The organism is Streptomyces sp. NPDC005374 (assembly GCF_042872225.1).
In the GTDB taxonomy this organism is placed as follows: Bacteria; Actinomycetota; Actinomycetes; order Streptomycetales; family Streptomycetaceae; genus Streptomyces.
The window spans coordinates 336,587-362,738 of record NZ_JBIAKA010000002.1 but is presented as its reverse complement, the minus strand read 5'-3'; the positions used below and the strand labels follow the sequence as shown (position 1 = coordinate 362,738).

At 70.4% G+C, this 26,152-nt stretch carries 23 protein-coding genes and 1 pseudogene; 11 read left to right on the top strand and 13 right to left on the bottom strand.

The window, feature by feature from the left end; translation table 11 throughout:
- Positions 1-41: 41 nt before the first annotated feature.
- Positions 42-203, top strand: a pseudogene (locus ACFYRX_RS07115) (pirin family protein); the annotation flags it as partial.
- Positions 204-334: 131 nt separating this feature from the next.
- On the opposite strand, the gene ACFYRX_RS07110 reads toward ACFYRX_RS07115, so the two are convergent.
- From ACFYRX_RS07110 to ACFYRX_RS07100, 3 genes are all read right to left on the bottom strand, one after another.
- The gene (locus ACFYRX_RS07110) at positions 335-1,237 is read right to left on the bottom strand and encodes a geranyl diphosphate 2-C-methyltransferase (protein ID WP_389097300.1); all 903 of its coding nucleotides are present in this window, start codon (positions 1,235-1,237) and stop codon (positions 335-337) included.
- Between the two features lie 18 nt (positions 1,238-1,255).
- Entirely contained in the window at positions 1,256-2,566 is a 1,311-nt protein-coding gene (locus tag ACFYRX_RS07105) for a family 2 encapsulin nanocompartment cargo protein terpene cyclase (protein ID WP_389097299.1), read from the bottom strand.
- Between the two features lie 102 nt (positions 2,567-2,668).
- Positions 2,669-4,081, bottom strand: coding sequence for a family 2B encapsulin nanocompartment shell protein (locus ACFYRX_RS07100; RefSeq protein WP_389097298.1), 1,413 nt, complete (start codon positions 4,079-4,081; stop codon positions 2,669-2,671).
- A gap of 412 nt (positions 4,082-4,493) precedes the next feature.
- On the opposite strand from ACFYRX_RS07100, the gene ACFYRX_RS07095 reads away from it, so the two are divergent.
- Positions 4,494-5,645 (top strand): acyl-CoA dehydrogenase family protein, encoded by a 1,152-nt coding sequence (locus tag ACFYRX_RS07095; protein WP_389097297.1) that lies wholly within the window; start codon positions 4,494-4,496, stop codon positions 5,643-5,645.
- 8 nt (positions 5,646-5,653) lie between these two features.
- On the opposite strand, the gene ACFYRX_RS07090 is transcribed toward ACFYRX_RS07095, so the two are convergent.
- Genes ACFYRX_RS07090 through ACFYRX_RS07075 form a run of 4 tightly spaced genes read right to left on the bottom strand, consistent with a single transcriptional unit; the run spans position 5,654 to position 10,670 of the window.
- The gene (locus ACFYRX_RS07090; RefSeq protein WP_389097296.1) at positions 5,654-6,178 is read right to left on the bottom strand and encodes a PaaI family thioesterase; all 525 of its coding nucleotides are present in this window, start codon (positions 6,176-6,178) and stop codon (positions 5,654-5,656) included.
- A gap of 16 nt (positions 6,179-6,194) precedes the next feature.
- Complete coding sequence (locus ACFYRX_RS07085) at positions 6,195-7,169, bottom strand: LLM class flavin-dependent oxidoreductase (RefSeq protein WP_389097295.1); 975 nt, start codon at positions 7,167-7,169, stop codon at positions 6,195-6,197.
- The gene (locus tag ACFYRX_RS07080; RefSeq protein WP_389097294.1) at positions 7,166-9,574 is read right to left on the bottom strand and encodes a GNAT family N-acetyltransferase; all 2,409 of its coding nucleotides are present in this window, start codon (positions 9,572-9,574) and stop codon (positions 7,166-7,168) included. Before ACFYRX_RS07080 ends, ACFYRX_RS07085 begins: the two co-directional genes overlap by 4 nt.
- A gap of 16 nt (positions 9,575-9,590) precedes the next feature.
- Positions 9,591-10,670 (bottom strand): amidohydrolase family protein, encoded by a 1,080-nt coding sequence (locus ACFYRX_RS07075; protein WP_389097293.1) that lies wholly within the window; start codon positions 10,668-10,670, stop codon positions 9,591-9,593.
- A gap of 193 nt (positions 10,671-10,863) precedes the next feature.
- On the opposite strand from ACFYRX_RS07075, the gene ACFYRX_RS07070 reads away from it, so the two are divergent.
- The 7 genes from ACFYRX_RS07070 to ACFYRX_RS07040 are packed head-to-tail and all read left to right on the top strand — an operon-like array spanning position 10,864 to position 17,848.
- Positions 10,864-12,186: a phenylacetate--CoA ligase family protein gene (locus ACFYRX_RS07070; protein ID WP_389097292.1), complete on the top strand. Its 1,323-nt coding sequence runs from the start codon at positions 10,864-10,866 to the stop codon at positions 12,184-12,186.
- A complete protein-coding gene (locus ACFYRX_RS07065; protein ID WP_389097291.1) occupies positions 12,186-12,905 on the top strand; it encodes a hypothetical protein in 720 nt (239 codons plus the stop codon). The genes ACFYRX_RS07070 and ACFYRX_RS07065 overlap by 1 nt, the downstream gene beginning before the upstream one ends.
- A gap of 14 nt (positions 12,906-12,919) precedes the next feature.
- Positions 12,920-13,831 carry an SDR family oxidoreductase gene (locus ACFYRX_RS07060; protein ID WP_389097290.1) on the top strand — a complete coding sequence of 304 codons (912 nt, stop codon included), beginning with the start codon at positions 12,920-12,922 and terminating at the stop codon, positions 13,829-13,831.
- 1 nt (position 13,832) lies between these two features.
- Positions 13,833-14,309, top strand: coding sequence for a Zn-ribbon domain-containing OB-fold protein (locus ACFYRX_RS07055; protein ID WP_389097289.1), 477 nt, complete (start codon positions 13,833-13,835; stop codon positions 14,307-14,309).
- A complete protein-coding gene (locus ACFYRX_RS07050; RefSeq protein WP_389097288.1) occupies positions 14,306-15,454 on the top strand; it encodes a thiolase family protein in 1,149 nt (382 codons plus the stop codon). The genes ACFYRX_RS07055 and ACFYRX_RS07050 overlap by 4 nt, the downstream gene beginning before the upstream one ends.
- A 16-nt stretch (positions 15,455-15,470) precedes the next feature.
- Positions 15,471-16,736 (top strand): acyl-CoA dehydrogenase family protein, encoded by a 1,266-nt coding sequence (locus ACFYRX_RS07045; RefSeq protein ID WP_389097287.1) that lies wholly within the window; start codon positions 15,471-15,473, stop codon positions 16,734-16,736.
- On the top strand, positions 16,733-17,848 hold the full coding sequence (locus ACFYRX_RS07040; protein ID WP_389097286.1) for an acyl-CoA dehydrogenase family protein: 1,116 nt from the start codon (positions 16,733-16,735) through the stop codon (positions 17,846-17,848). The genes ACFYRX_RS07045 and ACFYRX_RS07040 overlap by 4 nt, the downstream gene beginning before the upstream one ends.
- A gap of 64 nt (positions 17,849-17,912) precedes the next feature.
- Here ACFYRX_RS07040 and ACFYRX_RS07035 read toward each other — a convergent pair whose 3' ends face one another.
- The 6 genes from ACFYRX_RS07035 to ACFYRX_RS07010 are packed head-to-tail and all read right to left on the bottom strand — an operon-like array spanning position 17,913 to position 23,293.
- Positions 17,913-19,070, bottom strand: a complete 1,158-nt coding sequence (locus ACFYRX_RS07035) for an acyl-CoA dehydrogenase family protein (RefSeq protein WP_389097285.1) — start codon at positions 19,068-19,070, stop codon at positions 17,913-17,915.
- 18 nt (positions 19,071-19,088) lie between these two features.
- The gene (locus ACFYRX_RS07030) at positions 19,089-19,634 is read right to left on the bottom strand and encodes a DoxX family protein (RefSeq protein ID WP_389097284.1); all 546 of its coding nucleotides are present in this window, start codon (positions 19,632-19,634) and stop codon (positions 19,089-19,091) included.
- Positions 19,631-20,542 (bottom strand): SDR family NAD(P)-dependent oxidoreductase, encoded by a 912-nt coding sequence (locus ACFYRX_RS07025; RefSeq protein WP_389097283.1) that lies wholly within the window; start codon positions 20,540-20,542, stop codon positions 19,631-19,633. The genes ACFYRX_RS07030 and ACFYRX_RS07025 overlap by 4 nt, the downstream gene beginning before the upstream one ends.
- A 27-nt stretch (positions 20,543-20,569) precedes the next feature.
- A complete protein-coding gene (locus ACFYRX_RS07020; RefSeq protein WP_389097282.1) occupies positions 20,570-21,739 on the bottom strand; it encodes a CaiB/BaiF CoA transferase family protein in 1,170 nt (389 codons plus the stop codon).
- Positions 21,740-21,756: 17 nt separating this feature from the next.
- Positions 21,757-22,527: an enoyl-CoA hydratase/isomerase family protein gene (locus tag ACFYRX_RS07015; protein WP_389097281.1), complete on the bottom strand. Its 771-nt coding sequence runs from the start codon at positions 22,525-22,527 to the stop codon at positions 21,757-21,759.
- 10 nt (positions 22,528-22,537) lie between these two features.
- Positions 22,538-23,293 (bottom strand): SDR family NAD(P)-dependent oxidoreductase, encoded by a 756-nt coding sequence (locus tag ACFYRX_RS07010; protein ID WP_389097280.1) that lies wholly within the window; start codon positions 23,291-23,293, stop codon positions 22,538-22,540.
- Between the two features lie 101 nt (positions 23,294-23,394).
- Between ACFYRX_RS07010 and ACFYRX_RS07005 the strand changes: the two genes are divergently transcribed.
- Together ACFYRX_RS07005 and ACFYRX_RS07000 are read left to right on the top strand one after the other, a co-directional pair.
- A complete protein-coding gene (locus ACFYRX_RS07005; protein WP_389097279.1) occupies positions 23,395-24,537 on the top strand; it encodes an acyl-CoA dehydrogenase family protein in 1,143 nt (380 codons plus the stop codon).
- Between the two features lie 93 nt (positions 24,538-24,630).
- Positions 24,631-26,121: an aldehyde dehydrogenase family protein gene (locus tag ACFYRX_RS07000; protein WP_389097278.1), complete on the top strand. Its 1,491-nt coding sequence runs from the start codon at positions 24,631-24,633 to the stop codon at positions 26,119-26,121.
- Positions 26,122-26,152: the final 31 nt, after the last annotated feature.

The following is a 26,152-nucleotide window of genomic DNA, read 5'->3' as shown; positions in this document are numbered from 1 at the left end:
CGTAAGCCTCTGGCCTGCAGAAATGTCGCTCGATGCAATAGTTCTGGAACTGGATCGGGCGGTCACAGGAAGAGATCGTGCAGGCCCGTGACGACTGGATGACGGGTTCCCGGTTCGGTGAGGTGAAGGGGTACGACGGTGCTCCGCTGCCCGCGCCGGAGCTGCCGCCGCTGCCGCTGAAGCCGCGGGGGAGAGAGCGCTGACCTGACGCGTGGTTTCGTCACCGCTTTCCTCGTACTGGTCCTCCACCGCCTGCGGGGTGCTCATCTCCGCGGCGTCGGCCTTGCGCGCGGGGACCCTTTCCGTCAGGCACAGGTCCCCGCACAGCGGAAGGTCAGACTCGGTCGGCGGCGATGAGGAGGTACTGGAAGGACCCGTCCTTGTAGGAGTTGATGAACGCGTCCTCAATTCCCGTGACCAGTGAAGACGTTGCCCGCAGTTCCCAGTAGGGCAGAGTGGCGGGCGTGAGGTCGATGACCGCCTGAGGCACCAGGCGATTGTCGGCCATGGCGCGCAGGTACTCCCGCCGCGAGTGGATGTTGCACTCGAAATGCGCGTTGATCTGGGAGACCCATTTCGAGGGCTGGCCGTACCGGGGGTTCCAGCAGCCGGTGATGGTCACGTAGCGACCGCCGACCTCGAGGATGCGGGAGTGTTCCGCGAAGAGGTCCTGCAGGTCGACGTACATGCTCGACTCGTTGTTCCACGAGGCCGCGGCCTGGCCGGTCTCGAAGGGCGTGGAGAGCATGTTGCAGACGCGGGCGCGGACATGGTCCTGGATGCGGAGTTCGTGGGCACGCCGGTTGGCGAAGTCGGCCTGCTTGGCCGACAGCGTGACACCTTCGACCTTGCATCCGAAGCGTTGGTGCGCCATCACCATCGACCCGCCGCGCCCGCAGCCGGCGTCCACAAGGGTGTCGTCCCGCCCGATGTCGCCGAGGTGCTCCAGGAGGACATCGGCCTGCGCCGACTCCAGGCGGTGGAGCTCGGCGATCAGCTTCTTCTCGCTCTCGCTGTCCTCGGCATCGCCGAGTGCGGAGTGGTCGACCTCGCCGATGCCGTAGTGGTGGTGGTAGAGACCGTCGACATCGCCGAGACGAAGGTTCACGGGCCTTGCCTCCCCGTCCCAGTAGCGGGCGATGTCTCCCTGGTAGGGAGACGCCGGGCCGGGGATACGTACAGGAGCGTCGGTGGCGGTGAGTTCGGTGCTGGTCGTGCTGGTCACAGATGAGTCCATTCTTCTTACCGGAAGTCGTTACCAGAAATCGGGCAGGCTGTAGCGATAGGTGTTGGTCTGATGCCAGTGGTGGTTTCCGTCGACCCACGCGGCCACGCCCCGCAGGAAGCGCTGCACGCTCGGGACTGGGCAGTTGAGGGTCAGCTCTCGGGCTTCGGTCTCGAAGTCGCGCATGAGGTCGTTGTGGACCTCGACCGACTTCAGATAGGCGTCCCGGTCGGAGAGGTCCTCACGTTCGGCGATCACGACGGGCAGGTTCAGGTGCCGGCCCGGAGCGTCTAGTTCCTTGGTGTAGGAGTACAGGTCGTTCACGATGGTCGTCGCGTTGCAGGCGAGCGCGATGACCTTCTGCATGGCGGCCTGGGCGTGCAGGTCCATCGGCAGTTCGTAGCCGCCGACGGTGTCGGTGATGGTCGGGCAGGGGCGGAAGTTGTTGAACTGGCGCATCGCCAGGTACTCCCACACCTCGGGCACGTGGTCCATCTGGGCCCAGGCGGCTTCGGCGAGATACCCCAGGTGAAGCCGGGCCATGTCGTGCCGGAACCGGTCGGCCTGCGAGGGGCTGGCCGCCTGGACGAAGTAGTTCATGGCGGAGCGGTAGGCGCGCCGGGGCGCGTCCGCATGGAGCGACTTCGCCCATGGAGCCTGGTACTCCTCCGTCGTGTACAAGGGGTCGAGTGCCGTGTGTGCCAGCAGAAGGCGTTCGCCGAGGCCGACGGGCGAGCCCCCGTGGTCCTCGCAGTAGTAGTCGTCCACCGCGTTCTCGGCCACCATCAGGCGTGTGGCGATCATCAGGTGGTCGACGGTGGGTGCGTCCGGATGGCAGCCGACCATGTAGCGGCCCACGGAGAAGCCGTCGAACTGCTCCTCCAGATCCTTGGGATACAGGGAGACCTCGTCCAACGCCCAGGACTTGATCCTTCGGCTGACCTCTTCGACCCGCACCGGGTCGGGCTCGGCCACCTGATGGTGGTAGAGGCCGGGGATCGGCCTGCCTTTCGCCGTAGCTGCCGACGGCTCCGAAGGCGTCGGCAACTGCTCCCGCAGGATCACGCGCAAGCCCGCCGTGCCTAGGCCGCTGGGGCCGCGCAGGATCCGTTCCAGGCCGAGGATCGGTGTAGGGACCTCGGCTGTCGGGGCATCGGGGGGCAGCGGTGCCGGCACGGAGAGCGCCGGCGTGGCGGGCACGGCCGGCGCAGCAGGTGAGTCGCCGGTGGCAGCCTTGACATCGCAGGCACGGGCTGCGGCTTCGGCGAGGACATGCGCCCCGAAGTGGGCAGTGGCTGCCGGCAGGCTCGACTGTGGGGGTGTCGGCTCAGGCGCGGGCATGGATGACTCCTTGGTGGGGTGGGCGGCTGTCCCGGGACCCGGCAGGCATGAGCCACCGACTCGGAGGGTCCGGGGGTTACCGGGTCATGCAGGCCGGGTCCGTCACCCGGGGCGGCGGGCGATCTGGACGTTCTCCAGCACGCCGACCGCGTCCGGCACGAGGATGGCGGCCGAGTAGTAGGTGCTGACGAGGTAGGAGGTGATCGCCTGCTCGTTGACGCCCATGAACCGGACGGACAGACCCGGTTCGTACTCGTCCGGCAGACCCGTCTGATGAAGACCGATGACGCCCTGGTTGTCCTCGCCGGTACGCATGATGAGGATCGAGCTCGTCATCTCCCTCGTGACGGGGATCTTGTTGCAGGGAAGGATGGGAACCCCGCGCCAGGCCGGCACCTGTTGACCACCGAGGTCGACTTGGTCAGGACAGAGCCCGCGCGCGTTGAACTCACGCCCGATCGCCGCGATGGTCCTGGGGTGCGCCAGGTAGAACTTCGAGCCGCGGCGGCGGCAGAGCAACTCGTCCATGTCGTCCGGGGTCGGCGGGCCGGAGTGCGTCTGGATGCGTTGCTTGAAGTCGGCGTTGTGGAGCAGACCGAACTCCCTGTTGTTGATCAGCTCGTGCTCCTGGCGCTCGCGCAACGCCTCGATGGTGAGCCTGAGTTGCTCCTTGGTCTGGTTCATCGGCTCGTTGTAGAGGTCGGAGACCCTCGTGTGGATCCGCAGAATCGTCTGCGCGACCGAGAGCTCGTACTCGCGCGGTCTCAGTTCGTAGTCGACGAACGTGCCGGGCAGATCATGCTCGCCGGTGTGGCCGGCCGACATCGCGATCTCCGCCTCGCCACGGTGGTTCTGCCGTTGCCGGGGAAGGGAGGTGAACTCCTCGATGTGGTCCCGTAGGCCCGGCGCCGTGGACAGCACGGCCTCGAAGTCGGCGCGCGACAGGGTGAGCAGGGTGCCGGAGGTCTCGGCGGTGGCGGTGTGATCCCACGCGGCGTTCCCGTCGAGCAGGGCGTGGTCCCCGAACCGGTCGCCGTCGGCGAGTACGTCCAGGGCGACCTCGTCGCCGTACCCGCCGACAGAGGTCCGGCTGACGCGGCCGTGGGCGATCAGATGGAGTTTGTCCGCGGGCGCACCGCGCTCCACCAGCGTCTCACCGACCCGGAAGTCGCGTTGGACGCACCGATCGGCGAGGGCGGTCAGTACCTCGACGTCGGCGAAGCCGCGCAGCAGGGCCAGTTCACCGAGCTCATGGGGGATCACCCGGACATCGGCGCCGTCCTGGACGAACTCCACGCTCCCGTCGCCGACGGTGTAGGTCAGGCGACGGTTCACCCGGTAGGCCCCGCCCTTGGCCTCCACCCAGGGGAGCATCCGCAGCAGCCAGCGAGAGGTGATCTCCTGCATCTGCGGGGCGGACTTGGTGGTGGTGGCGAGGTTGCGGGCAGCCGCCGTGCCGAGGCTGGTCTGCCGGGGTGGCTCCAGGTGCGCTTCCGGGCTCGAGTCAACAGTCATCGGGCGAGCTCTCCTTGCTCAGGACGGTGACGGCACCTGCATGGGCTCTTCGGACCAACAGGAGAAAAGGGGTATTCAAAGGGGAATCCGTCCAGATCCAGGTGAACAGTAGTGGCGGCTTCGTCCCGTGGACCAAGGAAAGTCGGCGATGTTAACTCGATACGATGATCCCGCCCGCGTGATGTTTGGCCGGGTACCGACTGGTTTCGGCCCCGTTCCGGGGGCGCGTTCCGGTGAGCGGCGGGTCGGTTGCCATGGTGGAGGCCGGGGGGCGTCGGCCGGCACGTGTCGCTCCGACGGCGGGCGCTTCCTCGTAAAAACGCCACGGTCCTGAACACGACTCCCCTCGCATCTATCAGCTAACATAGAATAATTAGATAGATGAATAGCCGAGTGGTGGCGAGGAGTGGCCGTGGATTTCGGGCTGACCGACGAGCAGGACCTGTTGCGCGCGACGGCACGGCAGTTCGTGGCCGACGTGTGCCCGGCCGAGAAGGCCAAGAAGTGGGACGAGGACGGAGTCGTGCCGCCCGAGCTGTTCCGGGGCATGGCCGAACTGGGCTGGTTCTCGCTGCCGTTCGGGGAGGACGAGGGCGGCGACGGCGGCGGACCGCTCGAACTCATCCTGATCGCGGAGGAACTGGGGCGGGCCAGCTTCGACGTCGCGATGTGCTACATCGGCGTGCTCATCCCCGCGATCACGGTGTTCCGGTGGGGCAGCGAGGCGCAGCGCGACTTCATCCGCCAGGAGGTGATGACGGGGCGCCACCGGCTCGCCGTAGGCCTCAGTGAGCCGGACAGCGGGTCCGACGCCGCCGCGCTGCGCACCACGGCGGAGGACCACGGGGACCACTTCCTCGTGCGCGGTCAGAAGGCCTGGTGCACGGGCGGCGGCCTGCCCGACACGACCATCGCCACGTATGTGCGCACCGGGCCCCGCGAGCCCAAGCACGGCGGCATCAGTCTGCTGCTCGTCGACCCCACCACGGAGGGCGTCGAGGTGCGCCGCACGCCGACGCTGGCCCGGCACATCCTGGGCACCAACGAGGTCTTCTTCAACGATGTCCTGGTCCCGAAGGAGAACCTGGTCGGTCCGCGCGACGAGGGCTGGAAGGTCATGCTCTCCAACATCGAGTTGGAGAAGGTCATCATCAGCGGCGGTTACCTCGGGGCAGCCCAGTCGACCCTGGACGAGATGCTGGAGTACGCCCGCACCCGGCACGCCTTCGGCCGTCCGATCGGCAACTTCCAGGCGCTCGCCCACGCCATGGCCGACCTCCAGACCGAGATCGACTCCGCCCGGCTGCTCGCCCACCGCGCCGCCTGGCTGCTCGCCCAGGGCAAGCCCTGCACGCGGGAGGGGTCGATGGCCAAGCTGAAGGGGTCGGAGACCTATGTGGCGGCCGCCCGGCTCGGGATGCAGGTCCTCGCCGGACACGGCTTCTCCACGGAGAGCGTGATGAGCTTCCGGTACCGGGAGTCGATCGTGGCCACCATCTCCGGGGGCACGAGCCAGATCCAGCGCAACGGCATCGCCCGCAGCATGGGACTTCGCTCCTACTGACCGCGCTCCTACTGACCGTCCGCCCCGGCGCGTTGACCGGCGAGCCACTCCTCGTGCCGAGCGAAGTGGCCCCGGTCGCGGGTCACCCAGATCCCCGACGCCCGGGCGAGCACGGCGCGCGTCGGCAGCAGCACCATCTCGCCCGTGATGTACCAGCGGGACCCCTCGCGCCGCTCGACCCGGGCCCGGACCTCCAGCGGATGTTCCACCGGCACCGGCTTGACGAAGCTGACGGTCAGTTCCGCCGTCACGCTCAACACCCGGTGCAGCAGCGGAAGATGGCCGAGGCAGTCGTCCAGCACGGCCGCAGTCCAGCCGCCGTGCGCCACGTCGGGCCCGCCCTCCTGGTCCCGCGGGCAGGCAAGGGCGAACAACGCCGTGCCGTCGTCCTCGAGCCGCTCGCGCTGCACGCCGAGCCGGCAGGAACCGGCGGCCCGGCACGCGCCGCACAGCGCCACTCCGCCGGGTGTGCGGGGCGGCTCCTGGAAGTCTCCCCCCGCCCATGGCCCGGACCCGGGCGCCGTACTCGACATGCTGGAACTCCTCGTGTCAGACATCGGCAAGCAGCGGACGCAGCTTCCCGGCGATGAGCTGGACCTGGCGGGCGACCGTCTCCTCGGGCATCCCGGCCAGCGACGCCCACAGGAACACGCCCTCCACCGGCAAGCCTGCCACGTACGCCGTGATGGCCTCGGCGACGTCCTGCGGTGTGCCGTACAGGAACTGGCCGACGCCGGCCGTGTTCAGCCCCGTCTGGCGCCACTTCTCGGGATCGATGGGGCGGGGGAGGGGCTGATCGGTGCCCTCGACCATGTAACGGCGGTAGCTGTCCCACTGGTACGCCAGATGCTTGCGCACCACCGGCCAGTCGCCCTCGGGGTCCTCCGTCACGAACGTCGTGAACGAGCCCTGCATCCGGGCCGCCGACACGTCGTACCCGCTCTCGGCGAGCCCGTCCCGGTACGGCGTCAGCAGTGCCGGGTTGAGCGAGAGCAGCCCGGTGCCGAGCCGGCCGGCCCGTCGGGCGCCCTGTGGACCCTGGTAGCCGAGCCAGATCGGCAGCGGGTCCTGGACCGGTCCAGGGGTGACCAGGGACTCGGCCCACAGGCCGCGGATCTCCCGTACCCGCTGATCGGTGGTGGTGTAACGCTTGGCGAGGTCGGCTCCGAAGAGCCGGTACTCGGGCACGCGATAGCCGGTACCGAGGCCGAGGTCGAGGCGGCCGTCGCTGATGATGTCCACGATCGCGGCCTGTTCGGCGATCTCGGGGGCCGCGTGCAGCGGGGCCGCGACGACCGCCGTGCCCAGGCGCACCCGACGGGTGCGGGCCGCCGCCGCGGCCGCCAGGGTGAGCGGCTGGGGAAGGTACCCGTCCTCGAAGCCGTGGTGTTCGGAGAACCAGACCGAGTCGAGGCCCAGCCGGTCCGCCTCCTCGCACATCTCCAGGGCGAAGCCGTACAGCCGCGACCAACTCTGCCGCCAGGGCGGCGGGTTGCGCATGTCGAAGTAGATGCCCACCTTCATGAGACCCCTCCTGCTGTCGTGCCGGCCGTGAGCCGGATCGTCGCGTGCGCGACGGCCACCCCGTCGCCGGGCGGCAGCAGCCGTACCGGCCGCAGTTCCAGCGCCTCGATCTCGGGGAGGTCCTCGACCATCGCCGAGAGCCGCAGGACGGTCTCCTCCAGAGCCGCGAACTCCACACCCCGGCTCTCCAGCAGGGGCGTCGCCCGCAGCGAGCGGACCATCTCGCGCGCGTCGCGGTCGGTGAGCGGGGTGACCCGGTACGCCACGTCCGCCATGAGGTCGGCGTAGTCCCCCGCCAGCCCGAAGGCGACCACGGGCCCGAAGACCGGATCGGCGCTGACGGCGAGGAACGCGTCCGGGCCGGGACCCGGTTCCGTGTCCCGTACGGCGATTCCGTACGCGGCGAGCAACTCCGTGGCGGTCCGCGTGGGAACCGGGCCGGGTGGGTGTCCGGCCAGCAGCGAACGGGCGCGCTCGGCGTCGATTCCCGGGAGATCGGGCACGACACCCGCCGGGGTGCTGCGCCAGGCCTGGTAGGCCGCCGCGTGCCCGAGCGAGCCGGCCGCCGCCTCCGGGAACGTGTACGTCGGCACCACCAGTTCGCCCCGGCGCAGGAGGTCGGCCACACCGGCGTCGCCCAGGAAACTGGCCACCACCGGTTTCTCCGGCCGGGCCGCGGCCGCGTCGAGGATCGCCGACGCCACCTCGTCGGCCTTGTCCGCCAGCGGCGGCATGAACAGGACGACGGCCGCGTCGATGCCGTCGTCGGCCAGGACCGCGTCCAGTGCCTGCCGGTAATGGGCGGCGGTGGCCGTGGGGGTCAGGTCGATCGGGTTGGAGACATCGGCCCGGGGGGCGAGGGCCGGACGGAGTGCCTGGCGGGTGCGCTCGCCGAGTTCCGGTACGCGCAGACCGCCGGCCGCGCAGGCCCCGACCGTCAGCGCCGCGGGGCCGCCCGCGTTGGTGATCACGGCGACCCGGTTGCCGGGTGGCGGGGGCTGGTGTGCGAGCAGCAGGGCCACGTCGAACAGTTCCTGGAGACTGCGGGTGCGGATCACCCCCGACTGGGCGAACAGTGAACTCACCGCCGAGTCGGCGTGCCCCGGGTGGACCGCCACGATCGGTTTGCGCGGCGCGATCCGGCGGGCGACGCGGGCGAACCTGCGCGGATTGCCGAAGGTCTCGACATGCAGCAGGATCACCGAGGTTCCCGGATCCTCCTCCCACCACTGCAGAAGGTCGTTGGTGGACACGTCCACGGCGTGCCCCACGGACACGAACCCGGAGAAGCCGAGCCTGAGGCGCCGGGCGTAGTCGAGCACGGCGAGGCCGAGCGGCCCGGACTGGCTGGACATCGCGACCCGGCCGGGCGTCGGCAGGGCGGGTGAGAAGGTCGCGGCCAGCCGCGCCTGGGGGGTGGTGTTGACGACGCCCATGCAGTTCGGGCCCACCAGCCGCATGCCGGAGGCGCGCGCGAATCGGGCCAGTTCCAGCTCGGTCGCCCGGCCGTCGGCCCCGGTCTCCCCGAAGCCGGTCGAGACCACGACCACCGCCTTGACCCCGGCCTCGGCACACTCGCGTACGGCCTCGGGCACGGACTCGGCCCGCACGGCAACGAGTGCCAGGTCCGGCGGCTCTGGAAGCTCCCGGACGCTTCCGTACGCCGGCAGGCCCGCGATCCGTCCGGCCCGCGGGTTGACCGGGAACACGCTGCCGCCGAAGTCGCCGCGCAGCAGGTTCGCCACGATCTCGTGCCCGATCGTCAACGGGTTGCGGTTGGCGCCGATCACGGCGACCGACCGCGGTTCGAGCAGGGGTCGCAGGGAGCGCCGTACGGCGGTGTGCTCGCGGCGTTCGGCCCGGGCGACGGCCAGGGTCTGCGGATCGATGGCGATCTCGAAGTGGATGATCTGGCCCGGCGGACCGCTCTCGACGCGGAAGCCGGAGCCGAGGAACACGTTGATCATCCGGGTGTTGTCGGCGAGGACGTCGGCCTCCAGCACCCGGATGCCCCGGGCGCGCGCGGCGGCGGCGATGTGTTCGAGCAGCAGCCGGCCGAAGCCCTCGCTCTGGTGGTCGTCCCGGATGGTGAACGTGACCTCGGCGTGCTCCGGTTCGTCCGGGTCGCGGACATAGCGGACCACGCCCGCGATCTCCTCGCCGGCCAGGGCGACGAGCGCCAGCTCGTTGAGGTAGTCGACGTGGGCGCCGCGTCGGATGACGTCGTCGCGCAGCCGGGTCACCGGGCCCAGGGAGCGATAGGCCAGGGTGGCTCGCGACAGGCTGCCCACGAAGGCGACCAGGCGGTCGGCGTCCTCGGGCCGGATGGGCCTGAGGAAGGTCGACCGCCCGGTCCTGACGAGCCCGGGCCGCTCCAGGTCCTCGGGGTAGGGAGGAGTGGTCACGGTGTTCCGCCGCCGCTCAGACGGCCGCCTCCTGGGGAGTCTGCTCGGGCAGCTTGAACAGCTCGTTGAAGGTGCCGCGCGTGACGCGCTCCCGGATGTCGTCCGGCACCCCGTCGAACAGGTCGTGCAGCGTGGACTGGGTGTGGCCGTACGTGCCTTCCAGGTGGGGGTAGTCGTCGCCCCACATCACGTTGCGGTAGCCGGTCGACTCGACGATCTCCACCGAGCTCTTGTCGTGCTGGAAGGACGCGTACACCTGCTGGCGGATGATCTCGCTGGGCAGTCGGCTCAGCTTCGGCCGGACGAACATGCCGTGCTGGCGGTACGCCTCGTCCATGCGGTCGCCGATGGCCGGCACCCAGCCCGCGCCGCCCTCCGCGATCAGGATCTTCAGGTCCGGGTGGCGGTCGAGGGCACCGCCCGCGACCATGTGGGAGACCACACGCATGCCCGGGTAGGTCGTCTCCATGTAGTTGACGACCGCGCCGCCTGGTCCGCGGAATATGACGTTCTCACCGCCTGTGCCGATGTGGAAGCCGAGCACGATGCCCGCCCGCTCGGCGGCGGTCCACAGCGGTTCCCAGCGGTCCAGGGCGTACTCCTCGCCCGGCCGTGTGGAGCACGGCAGGAAGACCGACTGGAAACCCATCTCGGCGACCCGCTCCAGCTCGGCGACCGCGTCGTCGACGTCGGCGGTCGAGACGCAGGCGGTGGTGATGACCCGCTTGTTCTTGCTCAGGATCTCGTCGTACGCCCAGTCGTTCCACGCCCGGACGGTCTCCCGGGCGAGCTCCCGGTCGGTGATCGACACCAGCCAGAACCCCATGGAGGGGAAGGCCAGTTGACCCCACACGCCCTCCTGGTCGAGGTCCTTGAGCCGGACCTTGAGGTCCCAGGCACCCGGCGGGCGCATGGCGTCCATGAAGTCACCGAGCTGGCGGTCGATGCGCTCGCCGTCGATGTAGAGCATCTCGTACTTCTCGCCGCGCTCGCTGCGCGGAGCCCGGGCACCGAGCCGGGCCGACAGCCTCTCGGTCCACACGTCGGCGGGTTCCATCACATGGGAGTCCCCCGAGTTGACCCAGATCTTCGACATGACGCTCCTTCGGGCCAATGGATGTAATCAGTTAGCGATTTTAGTTGTTTCGGCGGCGGAAGGGAAGGCTGCCCGGGTGGAAGGTCGGTCCGGGGAGGGGTTCGGGGTCGGGCTCGGGTCTGAATCCGGCGAATTGGTTGACTGATTGAGCTGATAGCTGGAAGATCTGGGCACCGAGCCGCGAGGAGGCGCCATGGTCGGTGACAGGGACACCGCTGACAGGTACTTCGAGCCCGACGTGGAGACCATGCCCCGCGAGCAACTGCGGGCGGGGCAGGAGAAGCAGGTTCTGGAGCTCGTCGAGTACGCCTACGCCAACTCGGCCTTCTACCGTGAACTCTGGGACGAGCACGGGGTCCATCCGCGCGACATCCGCTCGCTGGAGGACTTCCGGGAGCGCGTGCCGTTCATGACCAAGGACCTGGTGCGCGCCTACCGCGCCCGCACCGGTGACCCCTTCGGCGGTCTGCTGTGCGTCCCGGTCGAGGAGCTGACCTCGGTCTCCTCCAGTTCGGGTACCACCGGCGACCCGGAGTTCTTCCCCGAGATCTGGCAGGACGCCCCGCCCCTGGTGACCGCGCAGGTACGTGACCTCTGGGAGCTGGGTCTGCGGCCGGGCGACCGGGTGCTGAGTCCGCCCGGCACCTTCCGCAACCTGATGGACCCCGGCTACCAGGCGCTGGGCGCCGTGGTGATCGAGGTCGACACCTGGATGGGGAAGATGCACGAGGTCGTCGAGGCGCTGCGCACCTACCGGCCCGCCTATCTGCAGATGATGTATCCGCAGATGGTGGAGCTGGAGCACCTGGCGGAGAAGACGGACCTGAAGGAGGCCTTCTCCTCCCTCAAGGGCGCCTCCTGCGCTGGGCAGCCCCTCAGCCGCAAGATGCGCGAGCGGATCCGTGACGACTGGGGCATCGACGTCTACGAGTACACCAGCGCCGCCGACACCGGCACCGCCTGGGAGTGCCGCGAGCACGACGGCTTCCACCTGTGGGAGGACACCGTCTTCGCGGAGTGCGTGGAGGTCGGCGAGGACGGCTGGCGTGACGTCCCCGAGGGCGACCTCGGCGAACTGGTCGCCACCGATCTGGACAACCGGGCCGCACCGCTGATCCGTTACCGCAGCGAGGACCTGGTCCGTCTGTCCGGACAGACCTGCGGCTGCGGCCGTACCCACGCCCGCATGTGGGTGGCCGGACGGCGCGGCGACGAGACGCTGGTCCAGGGGCGTTCCGTGGTCCTGCGCGACATCTGGCAGGCCGTGGAGGAGCAGCCCGAGACGGTGGCCGGGGTGTTCCAGATCGTCCGGGACCGCCGCGAGGTCGACGAACTGCGGCTGCGCGTCGGCTACGACCCCGCACTCACCGGCGACGTCGGCGCCCTGGCCGGACGGCTGGGGGAGGCCGTGCGCACCCGGACCGGAGTCGATCCGGTGCTCGACCTGCGCACCGAGGAGGACCTGTTGAAGACCATGACCAGCGTCGCCAAGTTCCCCCGGGTGGTGAGGAGCTGATGGCCCGCGCCGACACCCTGGCCAGGGCCAGGACACTCGACCGCCCCGAACTCGCCTACCTCGTGCGCTTCCCCACCCCCTCCGGCACCCGGGACACCGAACTCACCTGGGCCGAACTCGCCCGCGACACCGACTGGTTCACCGCACGCCTGCGCGAGCACGGCCTCAGCGCCGGGCAGCGGGCACTGCTGACCATGTCCGGCTTCGAGGGCTTCTGGGGACACGCGGCGATCGGCGCCCTGCGCGAGCTGAAGGTGACGTACGGCATCGCCGAGGCGATGGGCTGGGACCACCGCCGTACCTCGGTCTTCCACCGCGAACTGCGCCCGCACGCCGTGATCGGCCTGTCCGCCGAGACCCTGGAGGGGCTCGCCGGAGCCGCCGACGTCGGCGAGATGCTCCGGCCGATGTCCGTCGTCCTGGCCCGGCCGGCCGCCGTACCGGTGCTGCGTGCCGTGGGCGTGTCCGCCTGTGTGCTCTCACCCCTGGGACCGGCTCTCGCCGTGGAGTGCCGGGAGCGGAGCGGCGCGCACGTCAACGCCGCCGAGTGGCGGGTCGGGGAGCGGGACGGGCAGCTGTCCGTCGGGGCGGGGGAGGGGCGTGTCTCGCCGCTCCCCGAGACACCCCTCGGTGTCGCGGGGCGCGTCGTCACCGGGCGGTGCGCCTGCGGCAGCGACGACCCGAGGGTCCTGTTCGACGAGGTCGACCAGCGTTCATGAGCGAGGAGTTGAGGATGTCCGAAGGAGTGGTCGACGGCCGTGTCGTGGTCGTCACCGGTGCAGGCAACGGCATCGGCAGGGCCCACGCCCTGGCGTTCGCCGCGCACGGGGCCAAGGTCGTGGTCAACGACCTGGGCGGCGCCCGTGACGGCGGGGGCGGCTCGACCGGGCCCGCCCAGGCCGTGGTGGACGAGATCGTCGCCGCGGGCGGCGAGGCCGTGGCCAACACGGACGACATCTCCACCTGGGAGGGCGCGGGCCGACTCGTCCAGCAGGCCGTGGACACCTACGGCGGCCTCGACGTGCTGGTCAACAACGCGGGCATCCTGCGCGACCGGATGATCGTGTCGATGACCGAGCAGGACTGGGACAGCGTGCTCGGCGTCCACCTCAAGGGCAGCTTCGCCACCCTGCACCACGCGGCCGCGTACTGGCGCGAGTGCGCCAAGGCCGGCCGTGCCCGCGACGCCCGGGTGATCAACACGACCTCCCCGTCAGGCATCTTCGGCAACCCGGGACAGTCCAACTACGGCTCGGCCAAGGCCGGCATCGCGAGCCTCACCGTCATCGCGGCGGCCGAACTCGCCCGCTACGGCGTGACGGTGAACGCGATCGCGCCCACCGCGCTCACCCGGCTGACCGAGGACATCGAGATGATGCGGCGGGCCGCGGAGAGCCAGGACCTGACCCCGGAGGCCATCTCACCCCTCGTGGTGTGGCTGGGCTCGGCGGCCTCGCGCGAGGTCACCGGGCGGGTCTTCGCCGTCGTCGGCAACCGGATCACCGTGCTGGAGGGCTGGGTCAACGGCCCCGGCGTGGGCGCCGAGACCCGGTGGACACCGGAGGAACTGACCTCCGTCATTCCCAACCTGGTGGCCAAGGCAGCCCCGAACGCCGACGCCCTCGGCAACCGGAACGGGGCCTGAGATGACGACGACAGACGTGGCACAGACCCAACAGCCGGTCGCCGAGGGCCTGTTCACCTGGCCGCCCACGGCGGACCGGCCCACCCGGCTCATCGGCTCCGAGTGCGTGGACTGCGGCCTGGTGAGCTTCCCGGCCGCCCCGGACTGCGTACGGTGCGCGAGCGCGAACTCCAAGGAACGGCTCCTCGCGGACCGCGGGACACTGTGGACGTACACGACCCAGGACTTCCGCCCGCCGTCCCCGCCCTACGACGGCCCCGACGCCTTCGAGCCCTACGCCGTCGGGTACGTCGAACTCCCCGGCGAGCTGCTGGTGGAGGCCCGCCTCACCGAACCCGACCCACGCAGGCTGCGCATCGGCCAGGCCATGCGGCTGACGCTTGTGCCCTACACCGTGCGGGACGACGGCACCGAAGTCGTCACGTTCGCGTTCACCCCGGACGAGGAATCCGCCGACCCGGAGGAGGAGACAGCATGACCGAGGCCGTCATCATCGGCGTGGGACTCCACCCCTTCGGGCGGTTCCCCGGGAAGCCGGCACTGGACATGGGCGCGGACGCGGTGCGGCTCGCACTCGCCGACGCGGGCGTGAAGTGGCCGCAGATCCAGGGCGGTTACATCGGCAGCTTCGAGGTCTCCAACCCGGACGCGATCGTGGGCCGGCTGGGCCTGACCGGACTCCCGTTGCGCGGGGTCTTCAACGGCTGCGCCACGGCCGGTACGGCCATCGCGCTCGCCGCCCGTGCCATCGAGACCGGCGAGCACGACCTCACCGTCGCGATCGGCCTGGACAAACACCCGCGCGGAGCCTTCGCCGCCGACCCGTCGGTGGCGGGCATCCCGTCCTGGTACGGGCAGACCGGGCTGTTCCTCACCACCCACTTCTTCGGCATGAAGATCAACCGCTATATGCACGAACACGGCATCTCCCACGAGACGCTCGCCCGCGTGGCCTCGAAGAACTTCGGCAACGCGGCCATGAACGAGAAGGCCTGGCGCCGAACTCCCCTCACCCCGGAGGAAGTTCTCGCTTCCCCGGTCCTCAACTACCCCCTGCGCCAGTACATGTACTGCGGCCCGAACGAGGGTGCCGCCGCCATCGTGCTGTGCCGCGCCGACCAGGCCCACAAGTACACCTCCACGCCCGTGCGCGTCCGCTCCACCGCCCTGCGCAGCCGCAGGCTCGGCGCCTTCGAGGTGCAGAGCCCGTCGTTCCCCGTCGGGGAGGTCGTCGAGAGCCCGACCGTGGACGCCTCCCGGGCCGCCTACGAGCTGGCCGGCATCGGACCCGAGGACGTCGACGTCGCCCAGCTCCAGGACACCGACGCCGGGTCCGAGATCATCCACATGGCCGAGAACGGCCTCTGCAAGGACGGCGAACAGGAACGCCTCATCGCCGAGGGCGCCACCGCGATCGGCGGCCGGCTCCCGGTCAACACCGACGGCGGACTGCTCGGCAACGGCGAACCCATCGGGGCGTCCGGGCTGCGCCAGATCCACGAGATCGTCCTCCAGCTGCGCGGCACGGCCGGGGCCCGGCAGGTCCCCGGCACGCCCCGCGTCGGCTACACCCACCTGTACGGCGCGCCGGGCGCGTCGGCGGTGACGATCCTCTCCACCTGACTGCGGAGCGAACGCGATGCCACCCCACACCACGCAGGACACGCAGGACATGCGGGACTTCGCCGCCGAAGCGCGCCGCTTCCTCGACGCCCATGCGAAGAAGGCCCCCGACCGCGCCGCTGTCACCTGGGGCGAGGGCGACGACTCGATGGCGTACTTCAGCAGCCTCCCGCCCGAGGAGGAGGCCGAGCAGGTGCGGCGGGCGCGCGCATGGCAGCGGACCCGTCACGAGAACGGCTTCGGCTGGATCACCGGCCCGCCCGAGTACGGCGGCCGGGGCCTGACCCCCGTCCACGACCTGCTCTACGACGCCGTCGAGTCCGAGTACGCCGTCCCCGACACCGGAGTGCTCGGCGTGGTCGGCCTCGGCATGATCGGGCCGACGATCCTCACCCACGCCCAACCTCACATCAAGGAACGCTGGTTGCCCGCGATGTACCGCGGGGACGCCATCGCCTGCCAGCTGTTCAGCGAGCCCGGCGCCGGATCCGACCTGGCGAGCGTGGCGACCCGGGCCGTCCGCGAGGGCGAGGACTGGGTGCTCGACGGACAGAAGGTGTGGACGTCGGTCGCCCAGCACAGCGACATCGGTATCGCGCTGACCCGCACGAACCCCGACGTGCCCAAGCACCGCGGGATCACCGCCTTCCTGGTCCCCATGGACGCCCCCGGCGTCGAGGTCCGGCCACTGCGCCAGATGACCGGCGGCGCCGACTTCAACGAGGTCTTCCTCACCGACGTCCGGATCCCCGACGACCACCGCCTCGGCGAGGTCGACGGCGGCTGGACGGTCGCCCTGACCACCCTGATGAACGAGCGCAACACCGTCGGCAGCGAGGGCGCGGGACCGGTGACAGCCGCGCTGTCCCCGGAGCACCTCTCGGCGCTCATGCGCGCCACCTGGACCTGGGACGACCGGGCCCTGCGCGGCCGGCTCGCCGAACTCCTGGTGGACGCCATGGCCACCGGCTACCTCAACGACCGCGCCCAGCGCACCCTGCGGGCGGGTATCGCGCCGGGCCCCGAGAGGTCCGTGTCCAAGCTGATGTACGGCCAGAACCTCACCCGTGCCGCGCACTTCGTGTCCGACTGCCTCGGCCCGCGGATCATCGCCGACACCGGGCAGTGGGGCACTTATGCCTGGTCCGAACTCCTGCTGGCCACACCGGCGCTGCGCATCCTCGGCGGCACCGAGGAGATCATGAAGAACATCCTCGCGGAACGTGTCCTCGGTCTGCCCAAGGAACCGGTGACCGCAGCGGCCAAGGAGGTGCGGTCGTGACCGCCGAAGAGAGCGAGCTGCGGGAACTCCGCGCGTCCGTACGGGAGTTCCTGGAGGCCAAGTCGCCCGAGGAGGCCGTACGCAAGCTCATGGAGAGCGAGCCGCGCTTCGACCTCGACGTGTGGGCGCAGGCCGCCGACCAACTGAGGCTGCCCGGCCTGGTGATCCCCGAGGAGTACGGCGGCGACGGCTTCGGCCCGGTCGAACTCGGCGTCGTCATGGAGGAGATGGGCCGCGCCCTGCTGTGCTCGCCCTTCTTCGCGACGGTCGTGCTCGCGGCCCAGGCCCTGCTGGCCTCCGGGGACAGCGAGGCCTGCGCACGCCATCTGCCCGGCATCGCGTCCGGGCGCACCACGGCCACGCTCGCCGTCGCCGAGGACGGCGGCTCCTGGGACCCCGCCCTGATCTCCGCGCGTGCCGTGCCGGGCGGGGACGGTGGCTGGAGGCTGAGCGGCCGCAAGTCCTTCGTCATCGACGGGACGACGGCCGACCTGATTCTCGTCGTCGCCCGGACCGTCGCCGGTCCGTCGTTCTTCGCGGTGGACCGGACGGCCCCGGGTGTGGCGGCCGTGGCGATGGAGACCCTGGACGCCACCAGGGCGATGGCCCGGCTGACGTTCGACTCGGTGGCCGCGACACCCGTGGGCGCGGAGGGGGCCGGCGGCCGCATCATGGCGAAGGTCCTGGACGTGGCCTCGGTCGGGCTGGCCGCCGAACAGGCGGGCGGCGCCCGAAGGTGCCTGGAGATGAGCGCCGACTACGCCCGGACCCGGTACCAGTTCGGGCGGCCGATCGGCTCTTTCCAGGCCGTCAAGCACAAGTGCGCCGACATGCTCGTCCAGGTGGAACTCGCGGAGGCGTCCGCCCGGGAGGCGGCACGGCTGGCCGAGGAGGGGGCGGCCGACTTCCCGGTCGCCTCAGCCGTGGCCCACGCGTGCTGCTCGCGGGCGTACATGGTCGCGGCGATGGAGAACATCCAGGTCCATGGCGGCATCGGCTTCACCTGGGAACACCCGGCCCACCTGTACTTCCGGCGGGCCAAGTCCTCGCAACTGCTGTTCGGGGGACCGGCCGTGTATCACGAGCGGCTGCTGGACCGGCTCGGGATCTGAGCGCTGCGCAAGACGAACGAAGAAGGCCCCGGATCCCCGGGGCCTTCTTTCGTGTCCGTGTCCGTCAGCCGCGTGCCGCCTCGCCCAGGAGTGCCTTCGCGATGATGACCTGCTGGACCTGGCTGGTCCCCTCGTAGATGCGGAACAGCCGGGCGTCACGGTAGAAGCGCTCGACGGCGACCCCGCGCATGTAGCCCGCCCCGCCGTGGACCTGCACCGCGCGGTCCGCGACCCGCCAGACCATCTCGCTGGCGAAGTACTTCGTGCAGGACGGCCCGATCTTGGTGTCGGTCCCGGCGTCGAAGGCGCGCGCGGCCTCCAGGACCGTGGCGCGGCCGGCGTAGTAGTCGGTCTGCGAGTCGGCGATGAGGCCCTGCACGAGCTGGAAGGAGCCGATGAGCTTCCCGGACTGCTTGCGGGTGCTCGCGTACGCGACCGACTCGTCGACCAGGCGCTCGGCCATGCCGACCATCAGCGCGGAGATGTGGACGCGTCCGTGCGCGATGCAGCCCATCGCCGTGGAGAACCCCCGGTTCAGGCCGGCCTCGCCGCCGACCAGCGCGGAGGCCGGTACGCGTACGTCGTCGAAGTACACGTCCGCCGTCCAGGCGCCGAACTGGCCCATCTTGTGGTCCTTGGGCGCCACGGTCAGGCCCGGAGTGCCGGCCGGGACCAGGAAGGTGGAGATGCCCCGGGTGCGGGGGGCGTCGGGGTCGGTGCGGGCGAAGACCATGAAGACGTCGGCGAGCGGGGCGTTGGTGATGTACCGCTTGGCGCCGTTGATCACCCATGTGTCACCGTCGAGCCGGGCACGCGTGGTGAGGGTCGACGGGTCGGAACCGGCGTCGGGCTCGGTGAGCGCGAAGGACGCCAGGACGTCACCAGAGGCGATCCTCGGCAGCCACTGAGCCTTTTGCTCCTCGGTGCCGCCGACCATCAGGACATGCCCGGCGATGCCGTTGTTCGTCCCGAACATGGAACGCAACGACGGGGTCGTGTACCCCAGCTCGAACATCAACTGGGCCTCTTCGTACATCGACAGCCCCAGACCGCCGTACTCCTCGGGCAGTGCGAAGCCGAACAGGCCCATCTTCTTCGCCGCCTCGCGGATGTCCGCGGGCATCTCGTCCTTCTCGTCGATCTCCGCCTCGAGCGGTACGACGCGGTCCCGGACGAAACGCCGGACCTCGGACAGCACCGCGCTGAAGTCAGCCGCGTCCATGTCGACTCCCTCTTGCCTTCACTGATCTGTCTGTGTCTGGGGCTTGTCCGGCTGCTGCGCCGGTCTGTAGCACGCGGCAAGCAGTGCCGCCGCGCTCACCGTGCCGAGTCCCGCTGCCAGCAACGCGGGCCGCGCGCCCGCGTGTTGGCGTCGCAGCAGTCCGTCGAGCGAGTAGCGGCCGTGGCCGAGTGCCGCCAGGGCGACGGCGGCTCCGCCCACGACACCGACGTACTCCCAGCCGCCCTTGAAGACGAAGAACCCCTTGCCCCGGTGGTCGGTCCGGGCGGCCACGGCCATGAGGCCGACGGCCGCCGCTGCCGGGAGGGGGCCCGCAGCACCCAGGGCGATGCCCGCACCGGCTGCCATTTCGGTCCCGGCGGCCATACGGGCGTGTACCTCGGCCGGCCTCAGTCCGAGTGCCTCGAACCAGCCCGTGGTGCCCTTGATCCCGCCCGGTCCTGCGACCTTGTTCCAACCGTGGGCGAAGAGCATCGGGCCGAGCGTCGCGCGCAGGACCAGGGAGGCGACGTCCTGCCCCCGCCTCTCATGACCGCGCCCCGTCACTGACCCGCTCCGGTGGCCCGGCCCGCCGGAGCGACCCCGTACAACTGCGGTACGGCGTCGACGAGTTCGTCGTAGATGAGGGCTTTGCCTGACTCGCTGGGGTGGACCGCGGCGACCGTCCAGCCCTGGAGCCGGTTCAGCCGGTTGCCGTCCACGCGCAGCACTTGGCCGGTCAGCCAGGCCGCGGCGTCGGAGGCCAGGTAGACCACCACACCGGAAGCGTTGGCGGGATCGCGCGGGTCGAAACCGTCGGCGACGTCCTGCGGCGTCCCGATCGTCAGTCCTTCGGTCATCCGGGTCGCGGCGATCGGCGAGACGGCGTTCGCGGTGACGCCGTACTTGCGCATCTCCAGCGCGGTCAGGACGGTGAGCCCGGCGATCCCCGCTTTCGCCGCACCATAGTTGGACTGGCCCTGGTTGCCGAACAGCCCGGTCCCGGACGTCGTGTTGATGACGCGGCCGGTGACCCGCTCACCCCGCTTCGACGCCTCGCGCCAGTACGCGCACGCGTGCCGGGTGAGCGCGAAGGTGCCCTTCAGATGCACCGCGATCACGGAGTCGAACTCGGCCTCGGTCATCGAGAACAGCATGCGGTCGCGCACGATGCCGGCGTTGTTGACGATGATGTCGAGCCGGCCGAACTCGGCGACCGTGTCGGCGACCATCGCCTCGGTCGCCGTCCAGTCCGTCACCGACGCGTGGTTGGCGACCGCCCGGCCGCCGAGCTTGGTGATCTCCGTGACCACGTCGTCGGCGGGGGAGTCCCCGGTCCGCTCGCCGTGCACGCCCGCACCGAGGTCGTTCACGACCACGGTCGCGCCGGCCTCGGCCAGGGCCAGGCAGTGTGCCCGGCCGAGCCCCCTGCCGCCGCCGGTCACGATGGCGACCTTGTCGTCGAGGATGCCCACGCCGTACCTCCAAGCAGATGTGTCAGGTCAGTTGAGTTCGCGGAGTACTTCGTCGGTGTGTTCGCCGAGCGTCGGCGCGCCGGTGCGCGGCTTGTCGTCCACGCCCCAGAAGCTCACCGGGGTGGCCACCGTCCGCAGCGGTGGCCCCTCTCCCATACCGGGCTGCTCGACGAACGCGCCCACGGCCTCCGCCTGTGGATCGGCGGACACCTCCGCCAGGGTCTGCACGGGCGCCCACCACACACCCTCGGCGTCGAACCGCGCCGCCCAATCCGCCAGCGGCAGCCGTCCGAACTCCTCGTCGAACACGGCGATCAGCTCGCGTACGTGGCCACGCCGGGCCTTGCCGGTCGCGAACCGTTCGTCCGTCTCCAGGTCCGGGCGGCCCAGCGCCTTGATCACGCCCGGCCAGTGCCGGTTGCCTTCCAGGCCGACCAGCCAGAACCAGCGGTCGTCGGCGGCCCGGTAGGAGTTGTAGAGCGGGGACTCGTGCTCGCTGCGGTGACGGGTACGGCCGCGCTTGCCGAAGAAGTTCTGCAGGGCGAGGTCGTTGCCGTTGGCGTAGGTCCCGGACCGCAGCAGTGACACGTCCACCACGCCGCCCTCTCCGGTGCGTTCACGACGCAGCAGGGCGGCCAGTACACCCGCCACCAGGTTGGAGGCGGCGGTGCGGTCGCCAAGTCCCGGGCGGATACCGGGTGGTGGCTCACCGGCCGGGTTGAGCATGCCCGCGATGCCGGGGCGGGCCCAGAAGGCCGACACGTCGTACCCGGCGCGGTCGCGTTCCTCGCCCGTCCAGCCGTAGCCCGTCAACGTGCCGACGACCAGGCGGGGATGGCGGGCGCGCAGGTCGTCGGGGGCCAGCCCGAGCCGCTCGAGCGCGCCGGGGCGGAGGTTGGTGACGAAGACGTCGGCGCGGGCCAACAGCCGTTCCAATACGTCCTTGCCGTCCGGCGAGCGCAGGTCGAGGACGATCCCGCGCTTGCCGCGGTTGTCCGTCTCGAACGGCGGCTCGCTGTCGATGTCCTGGCCGACGTGCTTGAGCGTGTACCGGTTCGGGTCGCCGGTCGGCGCCTCCACCTTGATCACGTCCGCACCCCAGTCGGCCAGCATGGTGGCCGCGGCGGGAGCCGCCACCCACATGCCCAGCTCCACGACACAAACGCCTTCCAAAGGCCGCACGGGCCACCTCCACATCTGTCGGGGACGGTTCGCTACACGCCGCGGAACTCGCCCGGGCGGCGCTCCCGGAAGGCCTTGAGCCCCTCGGCCCGGTCCTCAGTGGCGAACAACACCGTGACGGTCTCCCGCTCGTAGGCGATCGCCGTCGTGAGGTCCATGCCGAGCCCGTGGTCGATCAGCCGCTTGCCCGCCGCGAGCGCGAGCGGTGCCCCCGCGGCCAGCCCTGCGGCCAGTTTCTCGGCGGTGGCGAGCGCTCCTCCGGTTTCGGCCAGTTCGTTGACGAGGCCGAGCTGCCAGGCGCGTTCCGCGTCGATCGGGTCGCCGGTGAGGATCATCTGCTTGGCGATCGCCGGTGGCAGCAGGCGTGGGAGCCGCTGGGTACCGCCCGCGCCCGGCAGGACGCCCAGCTTCATCTCGGGCAGGCCGAGCCGGGTGCCGCGTTCCGCGACCCGCAGGTCGCAGGCGAGCGCCAGCTCCAGACCGCCACCGAAGGCGAACCCGTGGAGTGCGGCGACCGAGGGCTTCGGGAAGTCCTCCAGCAGTGCGTACGCCTCCGTCAGGCGCCCCACGAACGCCCGGAACTGCCCGGGTGCCGTGCACGACTCGATCTCCCCGATGTCGGCGCCCGCCGAGAAGGCCCGGCCCGCGCCGGCCAGCACCACGGCGCGTACGTCGTCGTTGTCGCGGAGGTCGTTCAGGGCCTGCGTGAGCCGTTCCACCATCCCGGTGCCGACGGCGTTGAGCCGTTCCGGCCGGTCCAGGGTCAACACGGCGATCTGGTCGCGGAGTTCGACACGCAACACGGAACTCACCTCACACCATCGTCAGGCCGCCGCTGACCGAGAGCGTCTGCCCGGTCACGTAGGCGGCGTCGTCGGACGCGAGGAAGGCCACCACACCGGCGATCTCGGCGGGCTGGGCGACGCGGCGCAGCGGGATGGCCCGCACGGTCGCGTCGTACATCTTCTGGCTGTACTCGGCGACCTGCCCGAGCAGCGCGGTGTCGGTCGGCCCGGGGCAGACGCTGTTCACGGTGATGCCGTACCGGGCGACCTCGCGGGCGAGGGCCTTGCCGAAGGCGATGACGCCGCCCTTCGTCGCGGAGTACACGACCTCGCCGGACGAGCCGACCCGCCCCGCGTCGGAGGCGATGTGGACGATCCTGCCGCCGCCGCGCTCGATCATCGGGTCGAGCACCGCCCGCGTCACCGTGATCGTCCCGCGCAGGTTGACGGCGATGATCCGGTCCCAGGTCTCCTCGTCGCTGTCGACGAACCGGCCGATGACGTCGACGGCCGCGTTGTTGACCAGCACGTCCACCGGACCGAGCTCGGCGCCCACCCGCTCGACGGCGGCGCGTACGGCGGCCCCGTCGGAGATGTCCGCGCCGACGCCGATCGCCCGCACCCCGTGCCGTTCGGCGAGCCCGGCCGCGACCTTCCCCGCTGCCTCCGCGTCCACGTCACAGACGGCGACCGAGGCTCCGGCGGCGGCAAGGGCGTCGGCGATCGCCTCGCCGATGCCCCGTCCCGCTCCGGTGACCAGTGCCACCTTGTCCCGTACGCTCACGCGTCCTCCCTCGCCCAGGTCCAGAAACAGCGCTATCGTATAACTACTTCAGCTGAATAAGCGAGATGCAGTCCCTGTGGGATGCAGGAGTGGAGCCGAGGATGCGCCGTACGATCTTCACCGAGGAGCACGACCTGTTCCGTGAGACCGCCCGCGCCTACTACCTGCGGGAATGCGTCCCGCACAGCGAGGAGTGGGAAGGTGAGGGACAGGTCAGCCGCGCCGCGTGGGCGGCCGCGGGCAAGGCCGGGCTCATCGGCTGGGAGTTCCCCGAGGAGTACGGCGGCCAGGGCATCCGGGACTTCCGCTACAACGCGATCATGGCCGAGGAGATGGCGGCCACAGGCGCGGTCGGCATCGGACTCGGCCTGCAGAACGACGTCATCCCGCCGTATCTGATGAAGCTCACCACCCCGGAACAGAAAGCCCGGTGGCTGCCCGGCGTGATCAGCGGCGAGACGATCTGCGCGCTCGCGCTGTCCGAACCGTCCGCCGGATCCGACCTCAAGGGCATCCGCACCACCGCCCGCAGGGACGGCGACGAGTGGGTGATCGACGGCTCCAAGACCTTCATCACCAACGGCATCCTGGCCGACCTGGTCATCGTCGCCTGCAAGACCGACCCGGACGCCGGGCACAAGGGCATCAGCCTGATCGTCGTCGAACGCGGCACCGAGGGCTTCGAGCGCGGCCGCAAGCTCGACAAGGTCGGCATGAAGGCCCAGGACACCGCCGAACTCTTCTTCCGCGAGGTCCGCGTCCCCGCCGACAACCTTCTCGGGCAGGAGGGGCGCGGTTTCTACCACATGATGGGCAACCTCCCCACCGAGCGTCTCGCCATCGCGGTCGCCGCGCTCGCCTCGGCCGAGCGGGCCTTCGGGTGCGCGCTGGAGTACGCCAAGGACCGCACCGCCTTCGGCCGGGTCATCGGCGAATTCCAGGCCAACCGGTTCGCCCTCGCCGACATCAAGGCCAAGCTGGGCGTCGCCCGGGTCTATCTGGACGGCTGCATCATGGCCCTGGTCGAGGGCGAGCTGACGCCCGAGGAGGCCGCCGCCGCCAAGTACTGGACCACGGAGACGGGTTGGGCGGTCATCGACCGCTGCATGCAGCTCTTCGGCGGCTACGGCTACGTCAACGAGTACGAGATCGCCCGCATCTGGCGGGACAGCCGGGTGCAGCGGGTGTTCGGCGGCACCTCCGAGATCATGCAGGAGATCGTCGGACGGTCCCTGGGTCTGTGAAGGACTGCGGGTGTTCGCCATTGATTGGTTCGGCTAAATAGGTTATCTATTTAAGCTGTACGGATGTGAGGGCACCGGGCTCCAGGAGGCACCGTGGTCACGGTCGACGTGAAGCTGCACCAGGATCGGGCCGAGCGGGACTTGCCGCGCCCCCGGCTCGTCATCGGGGGCAAGGACCTCCACGAACCGAGCGGCGGGCTCTACGAGCACGTCAACCCCGCCACCGGCCTCGTCCAGGCCCACATCCCACTCGCGGGGCCCACCGAGGTGGACCAGGCCGTGGCCGCCGCCCGCCAGGCCTTCGAGGTGTGGGGCACCATGCGGCCCGCCGAGCGCCGCCGCCTGCTCACCCGCTTCGCCGGACTGCTGCGCGACCACATCCCCGACTTCGCGGCGATCTGCCCCCTGGAGAACGGCGTCTGCATCGGAGGCTGGGCCGAGAACGTCGGACCCCACGTCGCCGAGTGGACCGAGTACTACGCCGGCTGGGCGGACAAGATCGAGGGCATGGTCGGCGCGGCCTACAGCCCGCACGAGAACGTCGAGTACACCCTTGCCGAGCCGTACGGCGTCATCGGGCACATCATCACCTGGAACTCGCCCGCCCTGTCCCTGGCGATGAAGGTCCCGCCCTCGCTCGCCGCCGGCAACACCGTGGTCATCAAACCGGCCGAGTCCACGCCGTTCTCCGCCCTGCTCTTCGCCGACCTGGCCCGCGAGGCGGGCATCCCCGACGGCGTGATCAACGTCGTCACCGGACTCGGCGACGCGGGCGAGGCCCTGGTGACACACCCCGGCGTCGACAAGATCTCCTTCACGGGCGGTCCGGCCACCGCGCGCCGCATCATGGCCAGTGCCGCCCAGAGCCTCAAGCCCGTCCTGTTCGAGCTGGGCGGCAAGTCCGCCAACCTCCTCTTCGCCGACACCGACCTCGACACGGTCGTGCCGTACTGCGCGGCCTTCGCCATGAGCAACACCGGCCAGGGCTGCGCACTGCCCACCCGGCTGCTCGTCGAGCGCTCCATCTACGAAGAGGTCATCGCGCGAGTCACCGGGGTGATCGCCCACCTGCCGGTCGGCGACCCGCTCGACCCTACGACGTACATCGGACCCCTGATCAACGAAACCGCCCGCGACCGCGTCCAGGGCATGGTCGACAAGGCGATCGAGGACGGTGCCGGCCGGCTCGTGTACGGCGGCGAACGCATCGCGTCCGACGGTTACTTCGTCTCGCCGACCGTCTTCGCGGACGTCGACAACCGCAGCGCCCTCGCGCAGCAGGAGGTCTTCGGCCCGGTCCTGGCCATCACCCCGTTCGACACCGAGGACCAGGCCGTCGCCCTGGCCAACGACAGCGAGTACGGCCTGTCCGCCTACATCCAGTCCCGTGACATCGCGCGTGTCAACCGCCTGGTGCCGCGCCTGAAGGCCGGGACGGTCTACGTCAACCCCGGTCCGAATCCGATCACTTCGCCCGCCACACCGTTCGGCGGCGTCGGCATGAGCGGGTTCGGCCGGGAGGGCGGCAAGGCCGGCCTGGACGAGTTCATCAACGTCAAGGGCGTGGGCATCGGCCGCGTCTGACGGCACCCCACCTCACGAAGCCACTGGAGCC

Excerpts from the sequence above, each read along its gene's own strand:
- ACFYRX_RS07035 (WP_389097285.1), bottom strand. The coding sequence starts at position 19,070 with ATGGACGCGGCTGACTTCAGCGCGGTGCTGTCCGAGGTCCGGCGTTTC.
- ACFYRX_RS07065 (WP_389097291.1), top strand. The coding sequence starts at position 12,186 with ATGGCCCGCGCCGACACCCTGGCCAGGGCCAGGACACTCGACCGCCCC.
- ACFYRX_RS07105 (WP_389097299.1), bottom strand. The coding sequence starts at position 2,566 with ATGCCCGCGCCTGAGCCGACACCCCCACAGTCGAGCCTGCCGGCAGCC.
- ACFYRX_RS07090 (WP_389097296.1), bottom strand. The coding sequence starts at position 6,178 with ATGTCGAGTACGGCGCCCGGGTCCGGGCCATGGGCGGGGGGAGACTTC.
- ACFYRX_RS07075 (WP_389097293.1), bottom strand. The coding sequence starts at position 10,670 with ATGTCGAAGATCTGGGTCAACTCGGGGGACTCCCATGTGATGGAACCC.
- ACFYRX_RS07055 (WP_389097289.1), top strand. The coding sequence starts at position 13,833 with ATGACGACGACAGACGTGGCACAGACCCAACAGCCGGTCGCCGAGGGC.
- ACFYRX_RS07005 (WP_389097279.1), top strand. The coding sequence starts at position 23,395 with ATGCGCCGTACGATCTTCACCGAGGAGCACGACCTGTTCCGTGAGACC.
- ACFYRX_RS07085 (WP_389097295.1), bottom strand. The coding sequence starts at position 7,169 with ATGAAGGTGGGCATCTACTTCGACATGCGCAACCCGCCGCCCTGGCGG.
- ACFYRX_RS07050 (WP_389097288.1), top strand. The coding sequence starts at position 14,306 with ATGACCGAGGCCGTCATCATCGGCGTGGGACTCCACCCCTTCGGGCGG.
- ACFYRX_RS07100 (WP_389097298.1), bottom strand. The coding sequence starts at position 4,081 with ATGACTGTTGACTCGAGCCCGGAAGCGCACCTGGAGCCACCCCGGCAG.
- ACFYRX_RS07070 (WP_389097292.1), top strand. The coding sequence starts at position 10,864 with ATGGTCGGTGACAGGGACACCGCTGACAGGTACTTCGAGCCCGACGTG.
- ACFYRX_RS07060 (WP_389097290.1), top strand. The coding sequence starts at position 12,920 with ATGTCCGAAGGAGTGGTCGACGGCCGTGTCGTGGTCGTCACCGGTGCA.
- ACFYRX_RS07045 (WP_389097287.1), top strand. The coding sequence starts at position 15,471 with ATGCCACCCCACACCACGCAGGACACGCAGGACATGCGGGACTTCGCC.
- ACFYRX_RS07020 (WP_389097282.1), bottom strand. The coding sequence starts at position 21,739 with ATGTGGAGGTGGCCCGTGCGGCCTTTGGAAGGCGTTTGTGTCGTGGAG.
- ACFYRX_RS07110 (WP_389097300.1), bottom strand. The coding sequence starts at position 1,237 with ATGGACTCATCTGTGACCAGCACGACCAGCACCGAACTCACCGCCACC.